This window comes from Ignavibacteria bacterium (assembly GCA_016707005.1).
Lineage (GTDB): Bacteria > Bacteroidota > Ignavibacteria > Kapaibacteriales > Kapaibacteriaceae > UBA10438.
This window is the reverse complement of sequence record JADJIQ010000005.1, coordinates 158,188-177,132: the sequence shown is the minus strand read 5'-3', so window position 1 is coordinate 177,132 and position 18,945 is coordinate 158,188. Positions and strand designations below refer to the sequence as shown.

Sequence of the window (18,945 nt, the reverse complement as noted above, 5' to 3'; positions counted from 1 at the left end):
ATACATCGTTTGGCTTGATACGTGGTCCAATGGCCGGTAGGTTACTTGGGACCTACATTCACTTCTATGAGAGAGCCACGTGATGACCAAATCTTACTCTGTTTTGAAGCGCCATGTTTTTCTGGTGATCGCTACATGTATGGCAGTGGTTTTGATGTCTTGTGAAAGAGAAGAACCGACAGCACCGGATGGTAGTGGTGGTGGGCAGGGCACATTGGTGGTGATCGCCATGGACGCGAGTAGTGTGAAAGTCTCGTTCACGGCACGATCACTTGGCGTTCGTCAGGGATATCGCATTTCGTATCGGTCTATCGGCGAATCCGAATTCGGTACGGACTCCGGATCGATCTTTGTTGGTGACTTTGAGAACCGAGACCCCAATCCGAGTATTGAGATTCTGGAGCTCACACCACAGCTCTACGAGTTCAGGCTGAGCATCGTCACTACCAACTACCAAACGCTTCCGTCATACGACACGGCGCTGGGTGCACCGGCATGGCGGTATAGTCGGGACGTTCAATCCGGTACAACGCCATTGCGGCTCTATGAACGCGGCTCTACAATGGGCGATGCACTAGTGTTAGATCCCGATAGATTTGGGCCCACAGTAACCACGGTTGATAATGCAACGGATGGCAGTATTGCCTTTGCCTTGGGAGCAGTGCCGAATGAAGATCGAGAAGAAGGAAAGAGTCCGCATAGTGTGGAACTGTGGGTAGGGGGCATAGCGATCGCAAACATCCCTTCGGAAAAGGCAGACCTAACGTCCATGCTTGGATTCTATGACTTTCGATCACAAAGCACCCTCGACGATTTCGCGGTTCACCAAGGATTTTTTGCTGGAATGAGTCCGAGCGTTAGCGTCACATACCATACTCTTCAGAATCGCAATGACGCCGAAGACAACGTCTACCGTCCGCTCGGGCTATACTCTCGATTCAGCACGCAAACGCCCGGCGTCTTCCGGTACACGAGGATCATCGTGCGCCCCGGTACAAACGGAAAGTTCCTCCAGGGGGCGGCCCCGAACAGATACATCGAACTCGACCTGAGTATAGGCCACCCGGGCGTGCCGTTTGCGTAGACCGTGCCCGGCACCAAGGGTGCCGGGCACGGCCTACGCGGTCCTACGCGGCCCATGGTTTTGGGTACGATTCTTGGTAGGCTTATTGAATGATCCGCCTGCTGATCCTCCTTCTCCTGCTTTCGCCCCCACTATATGCACAGTGCACGTGGGAAGTGAGAGACTCGATCATTGGACGTCCGTTCGAGCGGTGGGAAGCCACGGCCTACATAGCGTCTGAGTGCGATCCCCAGTACGCTCTCATGCGTGATCGGATGCTTGACAGTCTGGTGCGGTTCACGGGTGTGAATAGACTGCGGGTTGAGGTTCGCGCCGGTTCCGAGAATCCAGTTGACCATTACGCAGAGTGGCGTGCAGCGGGTTGTCCAACGGGAGCTGACCCTGCCTATACCCGTTGGCTTCAGAACCGATATGTGACTGTAAATGACAATAGTGATTCAACGATCGATGTAGGGGGCTTTCACTTCACGGAATTGGATGCCACCATCGAGAACGTAGTGATCCCGCTTCGGACGCGACTGCATGCCAAGGGCGAAGACCTGCAAATCAATGTGAGCTATGTGGCATACACTGGACAGAATGCGAGTGGAACGTACCTCCACGACCAACCGCAGGAGTACGCGGAGTTCGTGTCGGCAGTGTACCAGCATCTCAAGACGAAGTGGAACATTGTCCCTGACAGATGGGAGGCTGTTCTGGAACCAGATCTTGTTGCGGAGTGGACAGCATCGAAACTGGGTGCAGCTCTTGATGCAGCAGCACTGCGACTGCGCAGCGATGGATTTGAACCGTCATTCATCGCCCCCTCCACATCAAACACGTCCAATACCCTTTCGTGGGTGAAAGACATCCTTGCCTATCAGCATGCCAAGTCAGCTATCAAGGAGCTGAGTTACCACCGGGATTCAGATTCGAACGGAGTTAATGAATATGCGGTCCGGCGGTTTGCAGACTCCGTGAATATCCGCGCGTCGATGTTGGGTTCGACACCCGAGAACTCAAATCCCAAGGCGATGATGAACGATATTATTTACTGCAATAGTGCCGTATGGCATCAGGGTTCTATAGGTGGTCTCTTTGACGTCACAACGCTTGGCGACTCGTTGCACATCGTGCGTAAAAGAAACACTGTTGTAACTGGCCTCCTATCACGATACGTGAAGCCAGGGGCGGTGCGTTTATATGTTTGCTTCGAAGTTGTCATGAGAAACACAGACGGTTCCTTCGTCGGGTACCAGTGGCCTCCAAACAACGCATTCCTCGCTTCCGGATGGCCTACCGGTGAGGTAGAATTCGTTCGAGTAGATACGCTCTTGCAAGAACACATGGTTAGGAGGACTCGTACAAAAAGAGACTCGAGCCAAAGCGATGGCTACCCGTACTTCAGTAGGAGAGATATTGCATTTGTTATCTATATCAAACCAACTGTCGTGAGCGTTGATGATACAGAAGATCTGGCGGATAACGTCTTAACGCTCTCCCCAATTCCTGCGCGCGATCATCTCACCATCGATCTTCCAGCGGAATTGATAGATATCCCGTTCACGAAACGTGTTCTTGATCTGCAGGGACGTGTCTTGGTAACTGAAACGGATTCGTCATCAATTCTACCCATCCGACTCACGAGCGGAGTGTATGTTCTTGAGTGTATGACACAGAAGAATGTATGGCGTCAGGTGTTTGTCGTTGAATGAGTCGGGAACGCCGCTATGCCCAGAACGTCATAACGCCGGGAGTCTTACTCTCCCGGCGTGGCTCCCGGCGTCTTACTCTCCCGGCGTGACTCCCGACGTCATACTCTCCCGGCGTGAGGGCGTATCCGATCATGCAGCAAAGATCCTCAACCCAGTCCGTATGACAAAGCCAAGATTCATGACGAACGTGTAGATTGTTGACGATGAACCGCCTCTACATCCTTGCATTTGCTGCACTCGTAGTGAACGTTGCTGATATCAAAGCACAGTGGCAAACGTTTAGCAACGCTCACGATAGCGCTGATCAAATCAATAGCCTCGCGTTTGTGAACGGAATTGTGGGATTCGCTGGTGGCGCGGGGTGGGGTTATCAGGGTGATGTCTTTGTGTCAAAGACGGAAGATGGCGGTAGAACATGGAGGACTGTTTGGTCCGACTATAGTTATGGGGCGGGCAGTCTTTATGGGATAGCCGGCATGGCACTTGTAGGCGACACAACACTGTGGGCTGTTTACGATGACAATGTCGTCGTGATCGATGGTCGCGCTGACACTGTTCTCCGAAAGATGATCGAGTTTGGAATCGACGTTGCGAAGTGTTACGACAGAATCATCACCGACATCGAAATCATCGACGATAGCATCATTGTGATGTCTGTTTGCAACGGCGTTCTGTTGAGCACGAACGCAGGATCTCAATGGAGATACGTGGAGGTTAAAAGTGGAAAGCCATATCGAATCTCCTTCAGCGATCGGTGGAATGGATTGCTACTTGACTGGTTCGGGGGGATTTATCGTACGTCAGACGGAGGTAACACTTGGCTTCCGGCACGATCTGGTAATGGCATCTCCGCATTTATCTACGACATTATGAGCATCTCCGCGGAACGCGGCGTGGCTGTTGGTTCTGGCATCGCTATCACGCAGGATAGCGGAAAAACATGGGACAAGGCCGAGTACCCTTCGAATATGTATGCCTGTAGCAGTGTTGTCGCTATCGACGATACGTTGCTGTGGTGTGCGGGATCTGACAACATCTTGCATTCCACGGATGCCGGTGCTACGTGGTACTACCAGGTGAAAACTTTCGACGTGCAATTGAACGTCATCTATGCGGTTGACAGTGATACCGTGCACGCTGCAGGAGAACAAGACCACTACTTTACATCAAATTCGGGCAAGACGCCAAGTTCTGTGCACGAGTCCACATCGCCCCTTGACGAAATGTGTCGATGTACGGTCTTCCCCAACCCGGTCACCGAAGGGTTCACGATCTCGTCTGAGAAGTGCATCGAGAGGTATCGCATCGTAGACGCGCTAGGATCTGTTGTTCAAGATGTGAGCACCGACGTACGCAGTGGAGACCGCCAGCGTGTTGAGGTTCACTGTGGCGTGTTGGCGAGTAGGGCATATGTTGTTGTGGTTAGTGCCGGCGGGACAGAACGCACGATCCCTATTGTAGTTTGCAGGTAGGTCGAGCGCAGTCTTTGTGTATTACGAGGAGGCCAAATCATGCGTGCCGTTGTTCTCTGTCTCATGGCCATCGTTTGGTTCCCGTTTGGGCACTCGCACTTGTGGTTCGACATTGGATCATCGATCTCTCGTGACGAGCAACCCGAGCAACGGCAGGCCTTCCCAACATCATCTGATAGTGACAGTGATACTTCGATGTTGAGGCCGAGGATCCTTGCGCAGGAGGTAAAGGTGGATCCGATCATGAATAATGCGGATCCCGTGTTCATTGTGCGCGACGTGATCGTGAAGATCCCTGGCTTGATGCGCAGAGACAGTATGCAGGCGTGTACGATCGAAGTCCTTGTGAAGTCAAGCAACATCGCCGACCTCACGTCGGGTTCTCCCTACAAGGTGATCGTAGTTGCCGTGGATCCGCTTCGACAATGTTCTCTCGAGCAGATTCAACGCGCCCGTGACTCTTCTCCTAAACCTCGAGTGAATCAACGCGAACTACCTTCGGAATGGCTTCCGGATCCGGCGAAGAAGGCCGTGATCAATGCCGACACTCTGCGGTATAGCGCACTAACCGCCGTTACCCTTAAGCTCGTCGATGGAAAGATCCCGCTCAGGAGAGGTCAGGTTAAGGGGCATGTGGTTCTGACGCACATCGCCACATTCACGGATTCGCTGGGTATCGTTCATCGTAGCATTGCCACGCACCCGGTGCAGACAACGAACTGATCGTTGCGGACAACGGACCGTGCCCGGCACCCTTGGTGCCGGGCACGGAAGCGCTGGCCGCGTATCGTATTATAGGAATGCAAACAACACTGCTCAGATTCCGGAGGGTTGCGAATGAAGGTACTCGCTCTTGTCATCGTTGTTCTAGGCTCAATGCATGTTGGGCGCGCACAGCAGGGCGCATCAGAGGTAACACAGGAGGATCGAATCACCAAACACATGCCGGTCCTTCAGCCCCGGCCGTGTTCGGTGTGGTTAACGAAATGGGGTGCCTCGGCCGATGTTGTGAATGCGGAAGCGCGACGCATCGGACTCAAGCTGGTTGACTCGACCAGCCTCCTAGATGAAGAGGCCACTATTTACACTTACACGGAACCTGATGAAGCGGAGATCTACTACTGCTTCTCCGTGATCCGTGGTGTCTACAGCGTCTTCACCTGCACCTTGTCGTATAACGATGGTTCCCATGCCAAAGCGCGCCTCGACGAGGCAACGAAGGATCTCCAGGATCACTGGGGCGCAGACGGCACAACCAGGGTCGCGACGGCGCGGTGTGACCAGACAAAAGGTGATGTCGAGATTGAAGTAGGGATAACCAGCAAGATCGTGACGTTCACCGTCCAGAGTATGTAGGGGTGGCACGATCCTAAGCGACGCTGCGATTTGAGTACGATTCTTGGTATGGCGCGGACAACGGACAACGGACCGTGCCCGGCACCCTTGGTGCCGGGCACGGAGCCACGACTCCCGGCGTCTTACTCTCCCGGAGTGACTCCCGGCGTCATACTCTCCCGGAGTGAGGGCGTATCTCCGTACTTTCCTCCATGATTCGCACCATTCTCTTCCTCTTCCTCCTCGCCCCCTCCCTCTACGCTCAGGCGGGATGGATCCTTGAGGACTCAACGTGGGGACAGCCGTTTCAGCGGTGGGAGGCAACGTCGTTCATCGCTTCGCCGTGTGATCCGCAGTTTGATCGGATCCGTGATCTCATGCTCGATAGTCTCGTGCGCTTCACAGGCGTGAATCGGTTGCGCGTGGAGGTTCGATCGGGGTCGGAGAATCCCGTTGATCATTATGCGGAGTGGCGCGCGGCGGGATGTCCGGGTGGATCAGATCCGGCATATCTGCGGTGGCGGCAAAACCGCTACGTAACGGTCAACGACAACGATGATTCAACGATCAATGAAGGGGGCTTCCACTTCACAGAATTGGATGCCACGATCGAAAATGTTGTGATCCCTCTTCGCACACGTTTAGAAGCCAAGGGCGAAGACCTGCATGTGAATCTGTGTTATGTAGCATTCACGGGACAGAACGGGGGCGGAACGTATATCCACGACCGACCGCGTGAATACGCAGAGTTCGTCCTTGCTGTGCACCAACACCTCAAGAAGAAGTGGAACATCGTGCCGGATTCATGGGAAGCCGTGCTCGAGCCCGACCTCGTTCCGCAATGGACGGCTCAAAAGCTCGGCGCAGCGCTGAATGCAACCGCGATCACACTCCGCAACAACGGCTTTGAACCGCGGTTCGTTGCCCCCTCTACAACGAACATGTCCAATGCGATCCCGTGGACAAAACAGATCGTCGCGTTCCCTGATGCAAAGGCAGCACTGAAGGAGATGAGCTACCATCGCTATTCCGGAACTGGTATTGATGTTGCAGTCGCGATCCGGAAATACGCCGATACCCTGGGCATCGGCACGTCGATGCTGGAATGGTGGTTCGATAATGCAACGCCGGACGTTCTTCGAACTGACCTGTTGACGGCCGGGAATACGTCATGGCAAGAGGCAACCATTAGCGGACATTTCGATCTCATTCGTAACGGTGATTCAGTGCGCATCACGCGTAAGAAGAACGCTATTCTCAACGGCATCCTTTCGCGATATGTGAAGCCAGGAGCAATGCGAATTGCAGACGATGACGGCATCATAATGCGAAACAGTGATGGCTCGGTAGTGGGATATCAATCACCGATCGGAATGGATGTCCTTGATGAAGGTTGGCCCACAGGGAGTTGTGAGAGCATTGTAGTTGACTCCAACTTCCTTGAACACAGGTATCAATTCATAAGAACATACAAGGATTCGCTAGGATTAAAAGGACTCCCTCACCTCAAAGGCGGTCGTGCGGTTGTTATCATCATCCGACCTAACACCGTTAGCGTAGACGAACACCAGCCCCCTACGCTCAAGAACATCGTTGTTTCTCCGATGCCCGTAAAGAACAACATCTCTATCACCGTCCCGCACGAGTGGGACGGACTGCCAATGCGGATGAGGATCGTTGATATGCAGGGCAGAGTTGTGATGTCGGTCTCGGAAGGTTACGTGTCCGTTGGGACGTCCGGCCCGCTCTCCATTCCCATCGACCTCTCCAACGGACTCTATGCCGTGGAATGTGTGGTAGGGGGCGAGTCAGCCCGTACGGTTGTCGTGGTTGAACGATAAAGCGAACAGCGAACAGTGAACAGCGAACAGTGAACAGCGAACAGCGAACAGCGTAACCCCGTAACCCCGTAACCCCGTAACCCTGTATCTCCGTATCTCCGTACCTCCGTATCTCCGCATCTCCGTATCTCCGTAACTCTCATCTTTGCATCCATGAATACCCGCACGTTTGAAGAACTCGAGAATGCCGTTCATGTTGCGAAAGGCACCAACGATAGACAAGCAATGTTGCAATGTGCTGCCGAGCTCTCCGCGTTGGGAACCACACAAGCGCGTGCCTTATCTGCGAATGCCCGCGGCATAGTCGCGTTGTTTTCCGACAATTACCCAGAAGCAGTAGAGTGCTACAACATTGCCCTTGGACTGTATGAGGAGATAGGCGACCGCAGTGGTGTGGCTCGCGTTACGGGTAACATTGGATCTGTCCAACTGAACATCGGTAACTTCAAAGAAGCGCTAAAGTATTACCAACGCGCACTGGAAGTACATATGGAACGTGGTGAACGCAATAGCGTAGCCATCATGTCCATGGGAATCGGCAATGTTCACAGAAGCACCGGCAACTATGCCGATGCACTGGAGTGGTATCATCGTGCGCTTCAACTCTACAAGGAATGCGATGATCGGATAGGCGAAGCGGGTGTTTCACGGGGCATCGCAAACGTACATAGTGACACCGGCAACTACCCGGTTGCACTGGAATTCTTTCACCGCGCGCTGAGTATGCACGAGGAGTTTGGTGACCGTGTAGGAGTGGCGCGCATCACTGCCAGCGTCGGCCTTGTCTATAATCGCATCGGCAACTACGCTGCGGCCTTGGAGCATTACCATAGAGCTCTTGCTGTTCATGAAGAGCTTGGCACTCGCAGTGATATTGCAATGGTTTGCAGCAACATCGGAAGTGTGCATGGCAATACTGGTAACCATAGTTCCGCACTCGAGTACTTCCGACGCGCACTCCCGCTCTTTGAAGAACTAGGAAATCAACATGGCGTTGCGGGAGTCAGCAGTAACATCGCGTCGGCATTGGCCCATTCCGGATCACTCTTTGAAGCTGAAGCCCTCCTTCATACGTTGGATGCCATGGAGAACATCGATCCTGGTATTGTACTCACACGGGAACAGTCAAGAGCGATCCTTCAGGAGAAATCAGGCAACGCTGATGATGCAGTCGCCACACTTCAAGCGGCGTTAGAGTTAGCTCGTACACACGGAATAGCTCCGGAACAAGCCGGGTTCCACAAGGCCCTTCGTGACCTCTCACAGAAGCGCAATGACTTTGCGGGTTATATCGAACACAACAACGAATACACGCGCATCACCGAAGAGATCAATGGGAAAGACACGGCAACGAAACTCGCTATGCAGGAAAAGCAACGGGAGATCGATGCCGTTCAACGTGAGCATCAAAAACACATGGCAGTGTTGCACTCCACATTACCGAAACACATTGCTGATAGAGTAGCAAGGGGCGAGGTGGTCAACGACCATCACGACAATTCCTCGGTGATCTTCCTGGACATTGTGGGCTTTACCGATCTCTCTTCTCAACTCGATTCTCGAATTGTGATCGAGATCCTTGATGATGTCTTTTCAAAGTGTGATGCCATCTGCGCTAAACACCAGGTAACAAAGATCAAGACGATCGGTGATTCGTATATGGCAGTCGCCTTTGGAATAGCGAATAGCGAGCAGCGAACAGCGAATGTCATGCCGAGCGAAGCCTGTCCTGCCGAAGGGAGGATCGAGGCACAGCGAACACAGAACTCCGCAGTTCGTGCAGCGAGTGCTGCAAGAGAGATGATGAACATCACTCTCAACGAAGAGCTTAACAAGGCGCTTGCAAAGGCGCTTGAAAATGAAAAGGCGCTTCTGCGATTCAGAATTGGCATTCATTGCGGCCCGGTAACAGCCGGTGTGATCGGCAAGGAGCGCATGCAATACGATGTCTGGGGCGACACGGTGAACGTTGCGAGCCGGATGGAATCCACTTCAGAACCAGGACGCATTCACGTCTCTGAAGCTCTCAACGAGGCGCTCAACGAGGCGCTCAACGAGGCGCGCACCGCGCCAAGAGGTACAATCGAAATCAAGGGCAAGGGCATGATGCTGACGTATTGGCTGTCGTAACCCCGTAACCCCGTAACTTCCTCCCCATGAGCACCCGCACGTTCAATGAGCTCCACGAAGCTGTTAACCATGCTATGGGAATTGACGACTCTGATACACTTCTACGGTGTGCTGCGGAGCTCGAAGCATTGGGCACAAGGGAAGCAAACGTCATCGCTGCAACTGCGCGTGGCACCGCAGACCGCATTCACTGCAATTACGCCTCGGCTTTGGAGCATTACAACCGCGTCTTGGCAATGAATGAAGAAATGGGCAACCGCGGTGGAGTGGCTAGTGTCAACAGCAATATCGGCAACGTGCACTCTCTTACTGGCAACTACCCCGAGGCGATGGAGCACTACTGCCGCGCATTGGCATTGTACGAAGAACTCGACAACCGTGTTGGCTCTGCAAACACCACGTGCAATATCGGTAACGTGCACAAGAGCACCGGCAACTACCCTGCGGCTCTAGAACACTATCGTCGCGCTTTAGCTGTATACGAGGAACTCGGGATTCTCAACACTGTGGCAAACGTCACCGGCAACCTCGGCGCTTTGCAACATAGCCTTGGCAACTTTCCAGAGGCTTTGGAGCACTACAACCGTTCTTTGGCTGTACACGAAGAACTTGGTAACCGCAGCGGCGTAGCACTCATCACCGGCAATATCGGTGCTGTTCACTATAGTACCGGTGATCACGCTACGTCGCTGGAATACTACAACCGCGCTTTAGATGAACATGAAGATCTGGGAGAGCGTAACAATGTGTCGCGCATCACAGCCAATATCTTGAACGCAATGATCGAATGTGGTATGCATGGTGAGGCAGCAGAGCTGCTACTGAAGATGGATGCTATGCAGATCGAGGATCCATACGTTAAGGTCATGAGAGAACAACTTCGCGCAGAGCTCCAAATGCATGACGGTTTAGTCGAAGATGCGAGGAGTACGCTTCATTCGGTGCTGGAAATCGCGCGGAGATACAGTTTGTCGTTCGAGCATGCCGAGATACATAAGCAGTTGCGCGATCACTGCCAGAAGGAAAATGACTTCCCTGGCTACATCGAACACAACAACGAATACACCCGTCTCACCGAAGAGATCAATGGTAAAGAAGCAACGCTGAAGATCGCCATGCAAGAGAAGCAACGTGAGATCGATGCACGTGAAAAGGAACATGCGAAGCACATGGCAGTTCTTCATTCCACGCTTCCAAAACATATCGCAGATCGAGTGGCAAGGGGCGAAACAGTTAACGATTCCTTTGATAATGCTTCGGTGTTGTTCCTCGACGTGGTAGGCTTCACCACGCACTCAAGCGAACTCGAAGCAGGTGAGGTAGTATCGCTCCTGCAAAACATCTTCACAACGTTCGATGCTATCTGTGCAAAGCATGATGTGATGAAGATCAAGACGATCGGTGATTCGTATATGGCGGTCGCCTTTGGAATAGCGAATAGCGAGCAGCGAATAGCGAATGTTGCCATCGACATGATGTCGAGCATATTCACATGGCCGCATACAGACGAGCGCGTGATGTTCCGCATTGGACTTCACAGCGGGCCGGTGGTTGCCGGAGTGCTTGGAACAGCGCGCATGCAATACGATGTCTGGGGCGACACGGTGAACGTGGCGAGCAGGATGGAATCAACGAGTGAACCCGGACGCATTCACGTCTCCGAGGCGCTTGCAAAGGCGCTCAACGAGGCGCTCAACGAGGCGCGCACCGCGCCAAGAGGCACAATTGAAATCAAGGGAAAGGGGCTCATGCAGACGTTTTGGTTGGAGGACTGACTCCCGGAGTGAAGCCCTACCACCCAAAAAAGCCTGCAACGGCATTGCCTACATCGGATGCTGCTTCACCAACGTTATCGGAGAACTCTTCGACAGCCTTGCCGGCTTCATCGATGACGTCTTCGATCTGATCGCCGGCCTCTTCAATGGCGTCTTCGGTTTGTTTTACAACGTCGTTGATGCCGCGCTCGATATCACGTTTGGTACGATCGATCTCGGCCTTCACGTCTGCGGCTGCGCCTTGGGCGGCGGCGTCGAGCTGCGCCCATGCATTGCCGAGGTCCTTGATGGTTCGGTCAGCAGCCTGTTGTCCGGCAAGCCAGATGATCGCAGCCTGACGTTCTGCATTGTCCGCCTGTGCGCCTGCCCAGTCCATGAATTCGAGGAAGGCATCTTGGAAGGCTTCACCCGCGGCTTCCAAGCCCCCACTCACTCCGGGAACGATGCCGTTAACCATGGCAGGGGGCGGTACAACATCCTGTGGACGTGGCAGTGGTTCGTTGAGCAGAGCTTCGATGTTGATGATCCCCGGACCATACAATCCGTCGTCCCACGTGCCGATGGCACGTGCCGTCTTTTGGATCTGTTGACGGAAAACCCATGCGAGAGGGATGCCGGCAGGGCCATACTGACCGATCAGTGTTTGACGTCCATGATGGGCTAGCCACAACGCAGCAGCGCCAGCTACATGCGGTGCCGCAAAGGAAGTGCCGGAAGCACATTCGAGAGTTTCGCCGCGGGTAGCATTGCCGGATCTGCTGTCCTTTGATTTGTAGTCAGCGATCCAGATGGCATCCGCCGGTGCTGTGATGTCTACGTTCGGGCCTCGGTGGGTTTCACTCCATGGCTCTCCTGACGGACTACAGCCGGCAACGGCGATCACATTCGAATACGCTGCAGGGAGTACAACGGAATCGCCCCCTCCCACACCTACTACGTTGAGTCCATCGGCAATCGCACTGACGGCGTTGCTAAGGTATGTCTGGCCAACAGCTGCGGCTATGATGATGTTGTGTTTCTCTACAGCCGTGTTGATGATCTCGCGTACTTCGTCATGCAACAAGCCGCCGACACTGAGCGATATCACGTGTGCCTTTGCATCGATCGCATACTGTATAGCATTGATGAGGTCTTCATCGAAGAGACGAAACACTCCGGCGCCATGCACTCCGCGGTCTGTGATCTCGAGCAATGCCGAGTCATTGATGAATTTGATGGGAAGCATCGTTGCCTTTGGGGCAACTCCGGTAAGGTGACCGTTAGTGTCGAGGACCCGTTTGTCATTGTACTTGCGCTTGCCGTCGGATTCTGTACCGAACGCAAGAGCAGCGTCCGATGCCGTGCTGATGAGTTCCTGTCCGTCATCGATCCGTCCGCCGAGGATCACCGACCCCGTTGCCGTCCCGTGAGTGATCTGTGGTGCATCGGCATCACGATTTCTGATCGAGTGTTTTGCATTCTCCGAACCCGTTGCACCTGTGACAACATTGTGTGATCGTGCGATGTCGATCTGTGCGCTGTTATACTGGGAGTGTTCGGCCCAACCCGAATCGATGTGTGCGATGACGATCCCTTCGCCAAGTGCACGTCCGCCCCGCTTTGGTGGGATGGCGTGTGCGCGAGAAGCGCGAGTGAGATCGAGATGCCAGTCGAAGTTTCGTTCGGCGCGTGTAGCTGCGGTAGGCGCAAAGAAGTTTCCGCGGAGTCCACTCACCGCTACCGAATGAAACACCCCTTTCTTGCGCATGGCCCACGCGAGATTGAGAAGCTCAGTACGAACGCTGGTGTGATCGATCGGAAACATCACCGAGTAGCTCGTCACAGGTCCGGGTGTAAGGGGCAAACGTTTCACAACAACACCGATCGAAGCCACGTCCACGCCCAAACATCCCGAAAGCCCCTTCACAAACGCAGCAAGATTTGCCTGGGTGCTTCGAACGATCAATCGAGCCGGCGTTGCCAGAGACTTCGCCGCGCTGCGAGAGACCTTCACCCGCAGCACAAAAGCCGCGATGATCTGGTCCGGAGTACGCATTGCGCGTGTATCGATGGCACGCTTGACGGAGGCTCCGCGCGTACGTTTGATCTTGGAGATGCGATCCTGCAGCAGCGTAAAGGACTGTGGTTTTCCGGCAACGAGCTTCGTACGAGAAGTGGAGATCAGGGCAGAAGCCTTTGCCTTGCTGATGGCGAGCTTCTTTGCGTCGACGTTCGTCGTGAGGAGTGCTGCGACCTTCTTTGAACGAAGACGCAGATGAAGGGACGGATCGGTGAAGACCAGTGGCATAGGACCTCGGAGCAGTGGTGATCGGGTGAAGCCGAATCTACGGTATCTCATCGGTCCACGGAACGCTCCCGGTGAGTTAGCGGTGAGTGCCACATCACAAGTTGCATCATCAATTCTTACTCACACTTTCTGATGGAGTCAATAATGCGTGTATTTGCAACGTTTGTGATGGCTGCGGCATGTGCTGTGGTCGTGATCGGGTGCTCGGATGCTGTGGCACCGACGGTGGCGGAAGATCCGGGGTCCATGACCGACGGACAAGTAGCAGCGGGCGGGGACTATTTGATCAAGCTCGGTGGAGTAGATGGAGAAACCGAGGGACTTGAAGAGGCCATGGAGATCTATTCCGGTAATGGAACGGAGACTGCCGCACTGCTCCTCCCGGCCATTCAGAAGGTTCGCGAAGCCATGGCCGAGTTGGAAGAAGGAGCTACCAGAGACGGCTCAATCAAAGCCGGTGATGCAGAGAAGGTGTTCCGCAAGCTGATCAACACCCACAAGCCAAAAGGCGATGCATATTCGGTCCAAGAGATCTGCGGTGCGTCTGCAACTGAGGGCGGAAATGATACAGATCATAAGTGTTGGATCATTATCGAGTCGAAACATAAAAACGCGTCAGCGAACGTTGAATACCAGCTCCATCACTTCTTCAATGGTGTCCGATTGATCATGGACGGTGCCCGCGTCAACGACGATGAAATTGACCGTGCAGTGGACGCTGTTTTGGCAGAGGTCGCCGTTCTATCCGATGAACGTCCGTAAGAACCGGTATTGAGAACATGGTGGTAGTTTAGACGCTGCCACCATGACTCAAGAGATCCGAAAACATAGCGATGATGTTCTGTCTCGGGCCGCGAACCTGCACGGTAAGGGAGAGACCACACACGAGATTCGTGCTGAACTCGAAGCCCTGCTAACAGAACATCAGAATACCGACGATGACCAATCATCGGCAAGAGTGCACTATGCACTGGCAACACATCACATGATCCGCACACAGCTGGATGTAGCCATTCAGCATTGTGAAGATGGACTTCGCTTGATAGGGGGCAAGCAGTCCCCACTAGAAGTGGAACTGTTAGTGCTGCTCTCTCGACAGTACATTGCGAATAACGTCATCAAGGCACGAGAGATCACCACGAGCGCAATGGATCTATCACAACAGCTCAATGGTCACGTGACCCCATCGGTGTTGCTTCGGCATGCCGAGGCTGTCGGTGCCAATGGCGACGTTGAAAGATCGATCGAACTATTGCGTCAGGCAGAAGCGCTGTTCGATCTCGATGGAGATGAATCCGGTCGAGTGGTGGTCCTTCTGCGACTTTGCGTTCAGCTCATCAACAACAGGCAGTACGCACTCGTGATCGAGTACGCCACTGAGGTGATCGGTCTAGCCGATTCTCTTGGCCGTCGCATGGCAAAGGTGAATGGATTTAAGTTCCTAGCAATGGCTCTGACCGGTATCGGCAAGCCTGCCGAGGCGTATGAGGTAGGGAAGCGAGCCCTGGATATTGCGGAGGAGCATTATCCCGGACATCTTGTTGGTGACTGTTGCGGCGTCCTAGGTGATGTCTATCTGAAGTTGAATGATCTGCCAACAGCCCTCAACTGTTTTGCGAGGGCACGTAATGTCTATCGCGAATCCGGACATCTGAACGGTCAAGCTCTTTGCCTTACCCGCATGGCCGAAGTTTACGGTACGGCGGGCAAACCGGAACTTGCCGAGCAACTCTTGGTCGAAGCCGACGAACTCTGTGACGAGATCGGCAACACTGTGCTGAAACGATCCGTGGCCTTTGTGCGAGCCGGTTTGTATATGCGTCAACACAAGGAGACTGGTACGTCATCAATGGATGCTGTAGACAAGGCCGTTGACATCTTCCGTAGGATCGCGGCGTCAACTGTTTCCCTTTCGTTGCCTGTCCTCGACGAGATCGATGTTACCATCAAGCCGTTGCCGCCAAAAACGTCGGACGAGATCACCACTCCTCATGAAGCAACCGAATATGCCTTCAAGGTCAGCACGCTTGGTTCGTTTTGTGTGGAAAGGGGCGGCACAGAGATCTCAATGGAAGAATGGAAGCGCAAGAAAGCGCGTGATGTCTTCAAGTACTTGGTAACGCGACATCGACGCTCCGTGAGCGTTGATGAGATCGTGATGCATGTATGGGGCGAGGACGTAGATGTTGAACGATGTTTGCCAACCCTGCAGAACGCCGTCAGCGCCATCCGCACGGCTCTTGAACCAGGCATCAAACCGCGTCAAACCTCTCGTTACATTCAGTTCCGCGACGGCTCGTACACCCTTGATCTTGGGCCAGACTCCGTTGTGGACCTTCACGACTATACGGCACGTGCAACCACCGCCATATCGATCATCGATCCTCATCAACGCCTTGAAGAACTCGGTCGTGTTGCCGACCTCTATACCGGCGACTTCCTGCCAGATGACATCTATGATGACTGGACGGACTTCACACGCATCACAACGCGTGAGCTAGCGATCGAAGTCTTGAATCAGCTAGCAGCAACACAGTTCAGCCTGGACATGGGCGCCGCTGCTCGCATCACGATGCAACGTCTGGGCGCGTTGGATCCGTGACCAGGTGTTGGTCTTCCGATGCACAATCAACGGTAGGCTTGCAACAACACCATCGGTCTTAACGCTTCATCACGATAGACGTGAACGTGCTGACGCTTCCAAAGGGTTGCACAAGACATACAATCCGGGCGACACATCAAATAGTACTGGCCCATTGCCGACATTGTCCTTGTAGACCAACTGTCCAAAGCTATTGTACACCGTGATCTCCGCCATACCGTCAAGTCCTGAGATCGTACACGTATGATCAAATGGATTGGGATCGACGCGGAAGGCAGACCCACGTGGTTGTTCGTTGACGTGGTTTGGCGTTGAGCACGAAGACGGGATCGAATCTGTTGTATATAGACTCGAGCAACTCTTGCAGAAGAATCTACGGAAAAAGCAACTCGCCCGCTGCGCTCTGAATGCGCTGGAGGCATCACGAAAGATGCCGTGTCCACCCGACGCATCAACGGTCAACTCACTACATACATTCTTGGCGATCAGGTCTTCATGGATCGCTCTTGACCCGATCAGTGACGATGTCGCGTCGATCGACCAGGATCAAGTCCACCATGAAATGAAATGGTAGGGATCATTTCGTCGAGATCAACCTCGCTTTCAACAACGCCACCCCAGTTATTGAATACACCCTTGATGGAGTAGGTGGTCGTCAAGTCATTCCCGGACCGATGAAGACCTCCCAACTCAGCACTCACGGCGGATGTGGCATAGAGCAAGGAAAGGCTGTCGAGCTCCCTGCGCACACTGCCCAGCGCAAGGCCTGACCTCCTACAAACAACCAACTGGTATCGATCCTGACAGTAGACGCGTTGCGGACAACGAATCGCAGGGCAGCATGGCCATCCTGAATCGCGCGATATCGTGCCTGTTGACGGTCGTCCACCGATTCACGGCACACAAGCCACGCTGGCCAGGTGAAACAGATCTGATGTCGCCCGATTGCTTGTCCCCGACGAAAACCCCAAAGGCTGATCCTCGGCACGGCAACAGGCCGTCAGGTCCTGCAGGACTTCCAACGGTTGGCGGCCTAACGCGACGCCTCTGTCGAGTCAAAAAACACAACCTCGGTGTAACGAAGATCATTCGTGCAATGCTGTCCACGGGCCTCTCCGTTCAGAACGAACAGGCCTGCGATGATAAGCAAGAGGATGATTCGCATGGGTGTACCTCGAAATTCATGTTGTGTTGGCGCAGATCACTCTAGCCAGTACGTCTTCATCATGCCTTTGCCCTTGATCTCGAATGTACCCCGCTCAACAACCTGCACAGGTCGCTCGACAGAGTCACCTAAAGAGGCGCGCAGCGAATGCCTGGGTTGGTCTGTCCTCGACTCTCCCCGGCTCGCCCCCCCCCCCCCCCCCCCCCCCCGGTGCCGCTCCACCGGCGCCCCGGCCCCCAGGGGCCGATTCTGAACTCGATGATCGGCGTAGCGCCTTTCCGCCGTTGAGGTGACGTTCATCATGGTCGCGCACGAACCACCGATTCGCCGTTTCAAAACCGCCGCTCGCCAATCGTCTTGATCTTGGTGACGTTGTATTGTTCACAGATCGCGTCGCATTGCGTGAAAATATTGTCCAGCAAGGTGATCACATCTTGCGACTTCATGGAAGACGATAGATCCGTGAAGCCCACGATATCGAGGAAGATCACGGAGGCGTTTTCATAGTGATCGTTGACCACCTCGCCCCTTGCCACTCGCTCGGCAATGTGTTGTGGAAGAGTGGAATGGAGAATAGCAAGGTGCTTCTCATGCGCCTGGCGTTCTTTGGCCATCTTCCTCTCCGCTTCTTGCATGGCAAGCGTAGTTGTGGTGGCCTTGCCGTTGATCTCTTCGTTGATGCGCTGGTAGGCGTTGTTGTGTTCTACATAGGCTGCAAGATCGTTCTGTTTGAGTGCGAGATCTCGCAACTGACCATGGATGCCTACCTCATCAAAGGGGAGGGCGCATTCCTGAGCGACCATCAGTGAGGAAAGAAGTGTCTTTCTGGATTCGTCATACATCCCGCGTTGCTCCTGGAGCAATGCACGACTCGATTCCATGTATAGTCTCGTGTTAACGTCCGGGATCGACATCGCATCCAGTGAGGCAAGCAGTTGATCGGCTTCGTCCGATGGCCCCTTACGTACGAGTACACCGAGTATTAGTCCCGTCGTGCGGGCAACATCTCGTTGCGTTCCCATCCTCGAGGCGATCGCTGATGCCCGGCGGTAATACTCCAGAGCACGATCGAAGTCATTCTTCACAACGTAGACGTTGCCGATGTTCGACAGTATGCTAGAGACACTCCGTTCATCTCCGACAGATTCGTAATGCCGCAGCGAACGCTCTCGAAACTCAATGGCCAATTGGTAGTCTTCGATCATGTAGTAGACAGAACCGATATTGTCGGTCACAAGAGCCACTCCATCATGATCGCCGAGCTCCTCAAACAACGATAACGAGCGATAGAAGTGCTCAAGTGCTTCCGGATATTGTCCGCTGTTCTTGAGAACGATGCCGAGAACATTCAACGTCAGTGCTATATCTCTTGTGCTGCCCAACGTGTTGTAGGTAGCGAGCGCCTGGTGAAACAGCGAAAACGCCTCCACCCAGTTGCCGGTGGCCTTCAACACGGTCCCGCAGCGCGGGCGCCCAGTGGTTGCCGGTCTCTTCATTCCGGTTCAACGCCTGAGTGTTCGCATCGCAACCGACCGCGCTCGCCTCAGCCACATGGCTTGG

The 18,945-nt window shown here is 53.9% G+C and carries 14 protein-coding genes; 11 read left to right on the top strand and 3 right to left on the bottom strand.

Translation table 11 applies throughout. From position 1 onward, the window contains the following. Window positions 1–82 precede the first annotated feature (82 nt). The 8 genes from IPI29_09295 to IPI29_09260 all read left to right on the top strand — a co-directional run bounded on the left by IPI29_09295 (window position 83) and on the right by IPI29_09260 (window position 11,331). A complete protein-coding gene (locus tag IPI29_09295; protein ID MBK7412733.1) occupies window positions 83–1,084 on the top strand; it encodes a hypothetical protein in 1,002 nt (333 codons plus the stop codon). An 89-nt stretch (window positions 1,085–1,173) separates the two neighbouring features. Beyond that, window positions 1,174–2,778 (top strand): T9SS type A sorting domain-containing protein, encoded by a 1,605-nt coding sequence (locus IPI29_09290; GenBank protein MBK7412732.1) that lies wholly within the window; start codon window positions 1,174–1,176, stop codon window positions 2,776–2,778. A gap of 203 nt (window positions 2,779–2,981) precedes the next feature. Next, the gene (locus IPI29_09285) at window positions 2,982–4,250 is read left to right on the top strand and encodes a hypothetical protein (GenBank protein ID MBK7412731.1); all 1,269 of its coding nucleotides are present in this window, start codon (window positions 2,982–2,984) and stop codon (window positions 4,248–4,250) included. A gap of 39 nt (window positions 4,251–4,289) precedes the next feature. Then, the gene (locus IPI29_09280; protein MBK7412730.1) at window positions 4,290–4,973 is read left to right on the top strand and encodes a hypothetical protein; all 684 of its coding nucleotides are present in this window, start codon (window positions 4,290–4,292) and stop codon (window positions 4,971–4,973) included. A 114-nt stretch (window positions 4,974–5,087) separates the two neighbouring features. Next, window positions 5,088–5,606, top strand: coding sequence for a hypothetical protein (locus tag IPI29_09275; protein ID MBK7412729.1), 519 nt, complete (start codon window positions 5,088–5,090; stop codon window positions 5,604–5,606). A 191-nt stretch (window positions 5,607–5,797) separates the two neighbouring features. Continuing rightward, window positions 5,798–7,426 (top strand): hypothetical protein, encoded by a 1,629-nt coding sequence (locus IPI29_09270; GenBank protein ID MBK7412728.1) that lies wholly within the window; start codon window positions 5,798–5,800, stop codon window positions 7,424–7,426. Between the two features lie 153 nt (window positions 7,427–7,579). Further along, complete coding sequence (locus IPI29_09265) at window positions 7,580–9,556, top strand: tetratricopeptide repeat protein (protein MBK7412727.1); 1,977 nt, start codon at window positions 7,580–7,582, stop codon at window positions 9,554–9,556. A gap of 26 nt (window positions 9,557–9,582) precedes the next feature. Continuing rightward, on the top strand, window positions 9,583–11,331 hold the full coding sequence (locus tag IPI29_09260; GenBank protein MBK7412726.1) for a tetratricopeptide repeat protein: 1,749 nt from the start codon (window positions 9,583–9,585) through the stop codon (window positions 11,329–11,331). Between the two features lie 16 nt (window positions 11,332–11,347). Here the strand turns inward: IPI29_09260 and IPI29_09255 are convergent, their stop codons facing one another. Further along, entirely contained in the window at window positions 11,348–13,618 is a 2,271-nt protein-coding gene (locus IPI29_09255; protein ID MBK7412725.1) for a S8/S53 family peptidase, read from the bottom strand. A 144-nt stretch (window positions 13,619–13,762) separates the two neighbouring features. Here IPI29_09255 and IPI29_09250 point away from each other — a divergent pair, with 144 nt between their 5' ends. Next, complete coding sequence (locus tag IPI29_09250; GenBank protein MBK7412724.1) at window positions 13,763–14,380, top strand: hypothetical protein; 618 nt, start codon at window positions 13,763–13,765, stop codon at window positions 14,378–14,380. 43 nt (window positions 14,381–14,423) lie between these two features. Next, window positions 14,424–16,220 (top strand): tetratricopeptide repeat protein, encoded by a 1,797-nt coding sequence (locus IPI29_09245; protein MBK7412723.1) that lies wholly within the window; start codon window positions 14,424–14,426, stop codon window positions 16,218–16,220. Between the two features lie 515 nt (window positions 16,221–16,735). On the opposite strand, the gene IPI29_09240 is transcribed toward IPI29_09245, so the two are convergent. Next, entirely contained in the window at window positions 16,736–17,008 is a 273-nt protein-coding gene (locus IPI29_09240; GenBank protein ID MBK7412722.1) for a hypothetical protein, read from the bottom strand. 53 nt (window positions 17,009–17,061) lie between these two features. Between IPI29_09240 and IPI29_09235 the strand changes: the two genes are divergently transcribed. Then, window positions 17,062–17,430 carry a hypothetical protein gene (locus IPI29_09235; GenBank protein ID MBK7412721.1) on the top strand — a complete coding sequence of 123 codons (369 nt, stop codon included), beginning with the start codon at window positions 17,062–17,064 and terminating at the stop codon, window positions 17,428–17,430. A gap of 287 nt (window positions 17,431–17,717) precedes the next feature. Here the strand turns inward: IPI29_09235 and IPI29_09230 are convergent, their stop codons facing one another. Next, window positions 17,718–18,881, bottom strand: a complete 1,164-nt coding sequence (locus tag IPI29_09230) for a tetratricopeptide repeat protein (protein ID MBK7412720.1) — start codon at window positions 18,879–18,881, stop codon at window positions 17,718–17,720. Window positions 18,882–18,945: the final 64 nt, after the last annotated feature.

Excerpts from the sequence above, each read along its gene's own strand:
- IPI29_09295 (MBK7412733.1), top strand. The coding sequence starts at position 83 with ATGACCAAATCTTACTCTGTTTTGAAGCGCCATGTTTTTCTGGTGATC.
- IPI29_09290 (MBK7412732.1), top strand. The coding sequence starts at position 1,174 with ATGATCCGCCTGCTGATCCTCCTTCTCCTGCTTTCGCCCCCACTATAT.
- IPI29_09285 (MBK7412731.1), top strand. The coding sequence starts at position 2,982 with ATGAACCGCCTCTACATCCTTGCATTTGCTGCACTCGTAGTGAACGTT.
- IPI29_09280 (MBK7412730.1), top strand. The coding sequence starts at position 4,290 with ATGCGTGCCGTTGTTCTCTGTCTCATGGCCATCGTTTGGTTCCCGTTT.
- IPI29_09275 (MBK7412729.1), top strand. The coding sequence starts at position 5,088 with ATGAAGGTACTCGCTCTTGTCATCGTTGTTCTAGGCTCAATGCATGTT.
- IPI29_09270 (MBK7412728.1), top strand. The coding sequence starts at position 5,798 with ATGATTCGCACCATTCTCTTCCTCTTCCTCCTCGCCCCCTCCCTCTAC.
- IPI29_09265 (MBK7412727.1), top strand. The coding sequence starts at position 7,580 with ATGAATACCCGCACGTTTGAAGAACTCGAGAATGCCGTTCATGTTGCG.
- IPI29_09260 (MBK7412726.1), top strand. The coding sequence starts at position 9,583 with ATGAGCACCCGCACGTTCAATGAGCTCCACGAAGCTGTTAACCATGCT.
- IPI29_09255 (MBK7412725.1), bottom strand. The coding sequence starts at position 13,618 with ATGCCACTGGTCTTCACCGATCCGTCCCTTCATCTGCGTCTTCGTTCA.
- IPI29_09250 (MBK7412724.1), top strand. The coding sequence starts at position 13,763 with ATGCGTGTATTTGCAACGTTTGTGATGGCTGCGGCATGTGCTGTGGTC.
- IPI29_09245 (MBK7412723.1), top strand. The coding sequence starts at position 14,424 with ATGACTCAAGAGATCCGAAAACATAGCGATGATGTTCTGTCTCGGGCC.
- IPI29_09235 (MBK7412721.1), top strand. The coding sequence starts at position 17,062 with ATGGCCATCCTGAATCGCGCGATATCGTGCCTGTTGACGGTCGTCCAC.
- IPI29_09230 (MBK7412720.1), bottom strand. The coding sequence starts at position 18,881 with ATGAAGAGACCGGCAACCACTGGGCGCCCGCGCTGCGGGACCGTGTTG.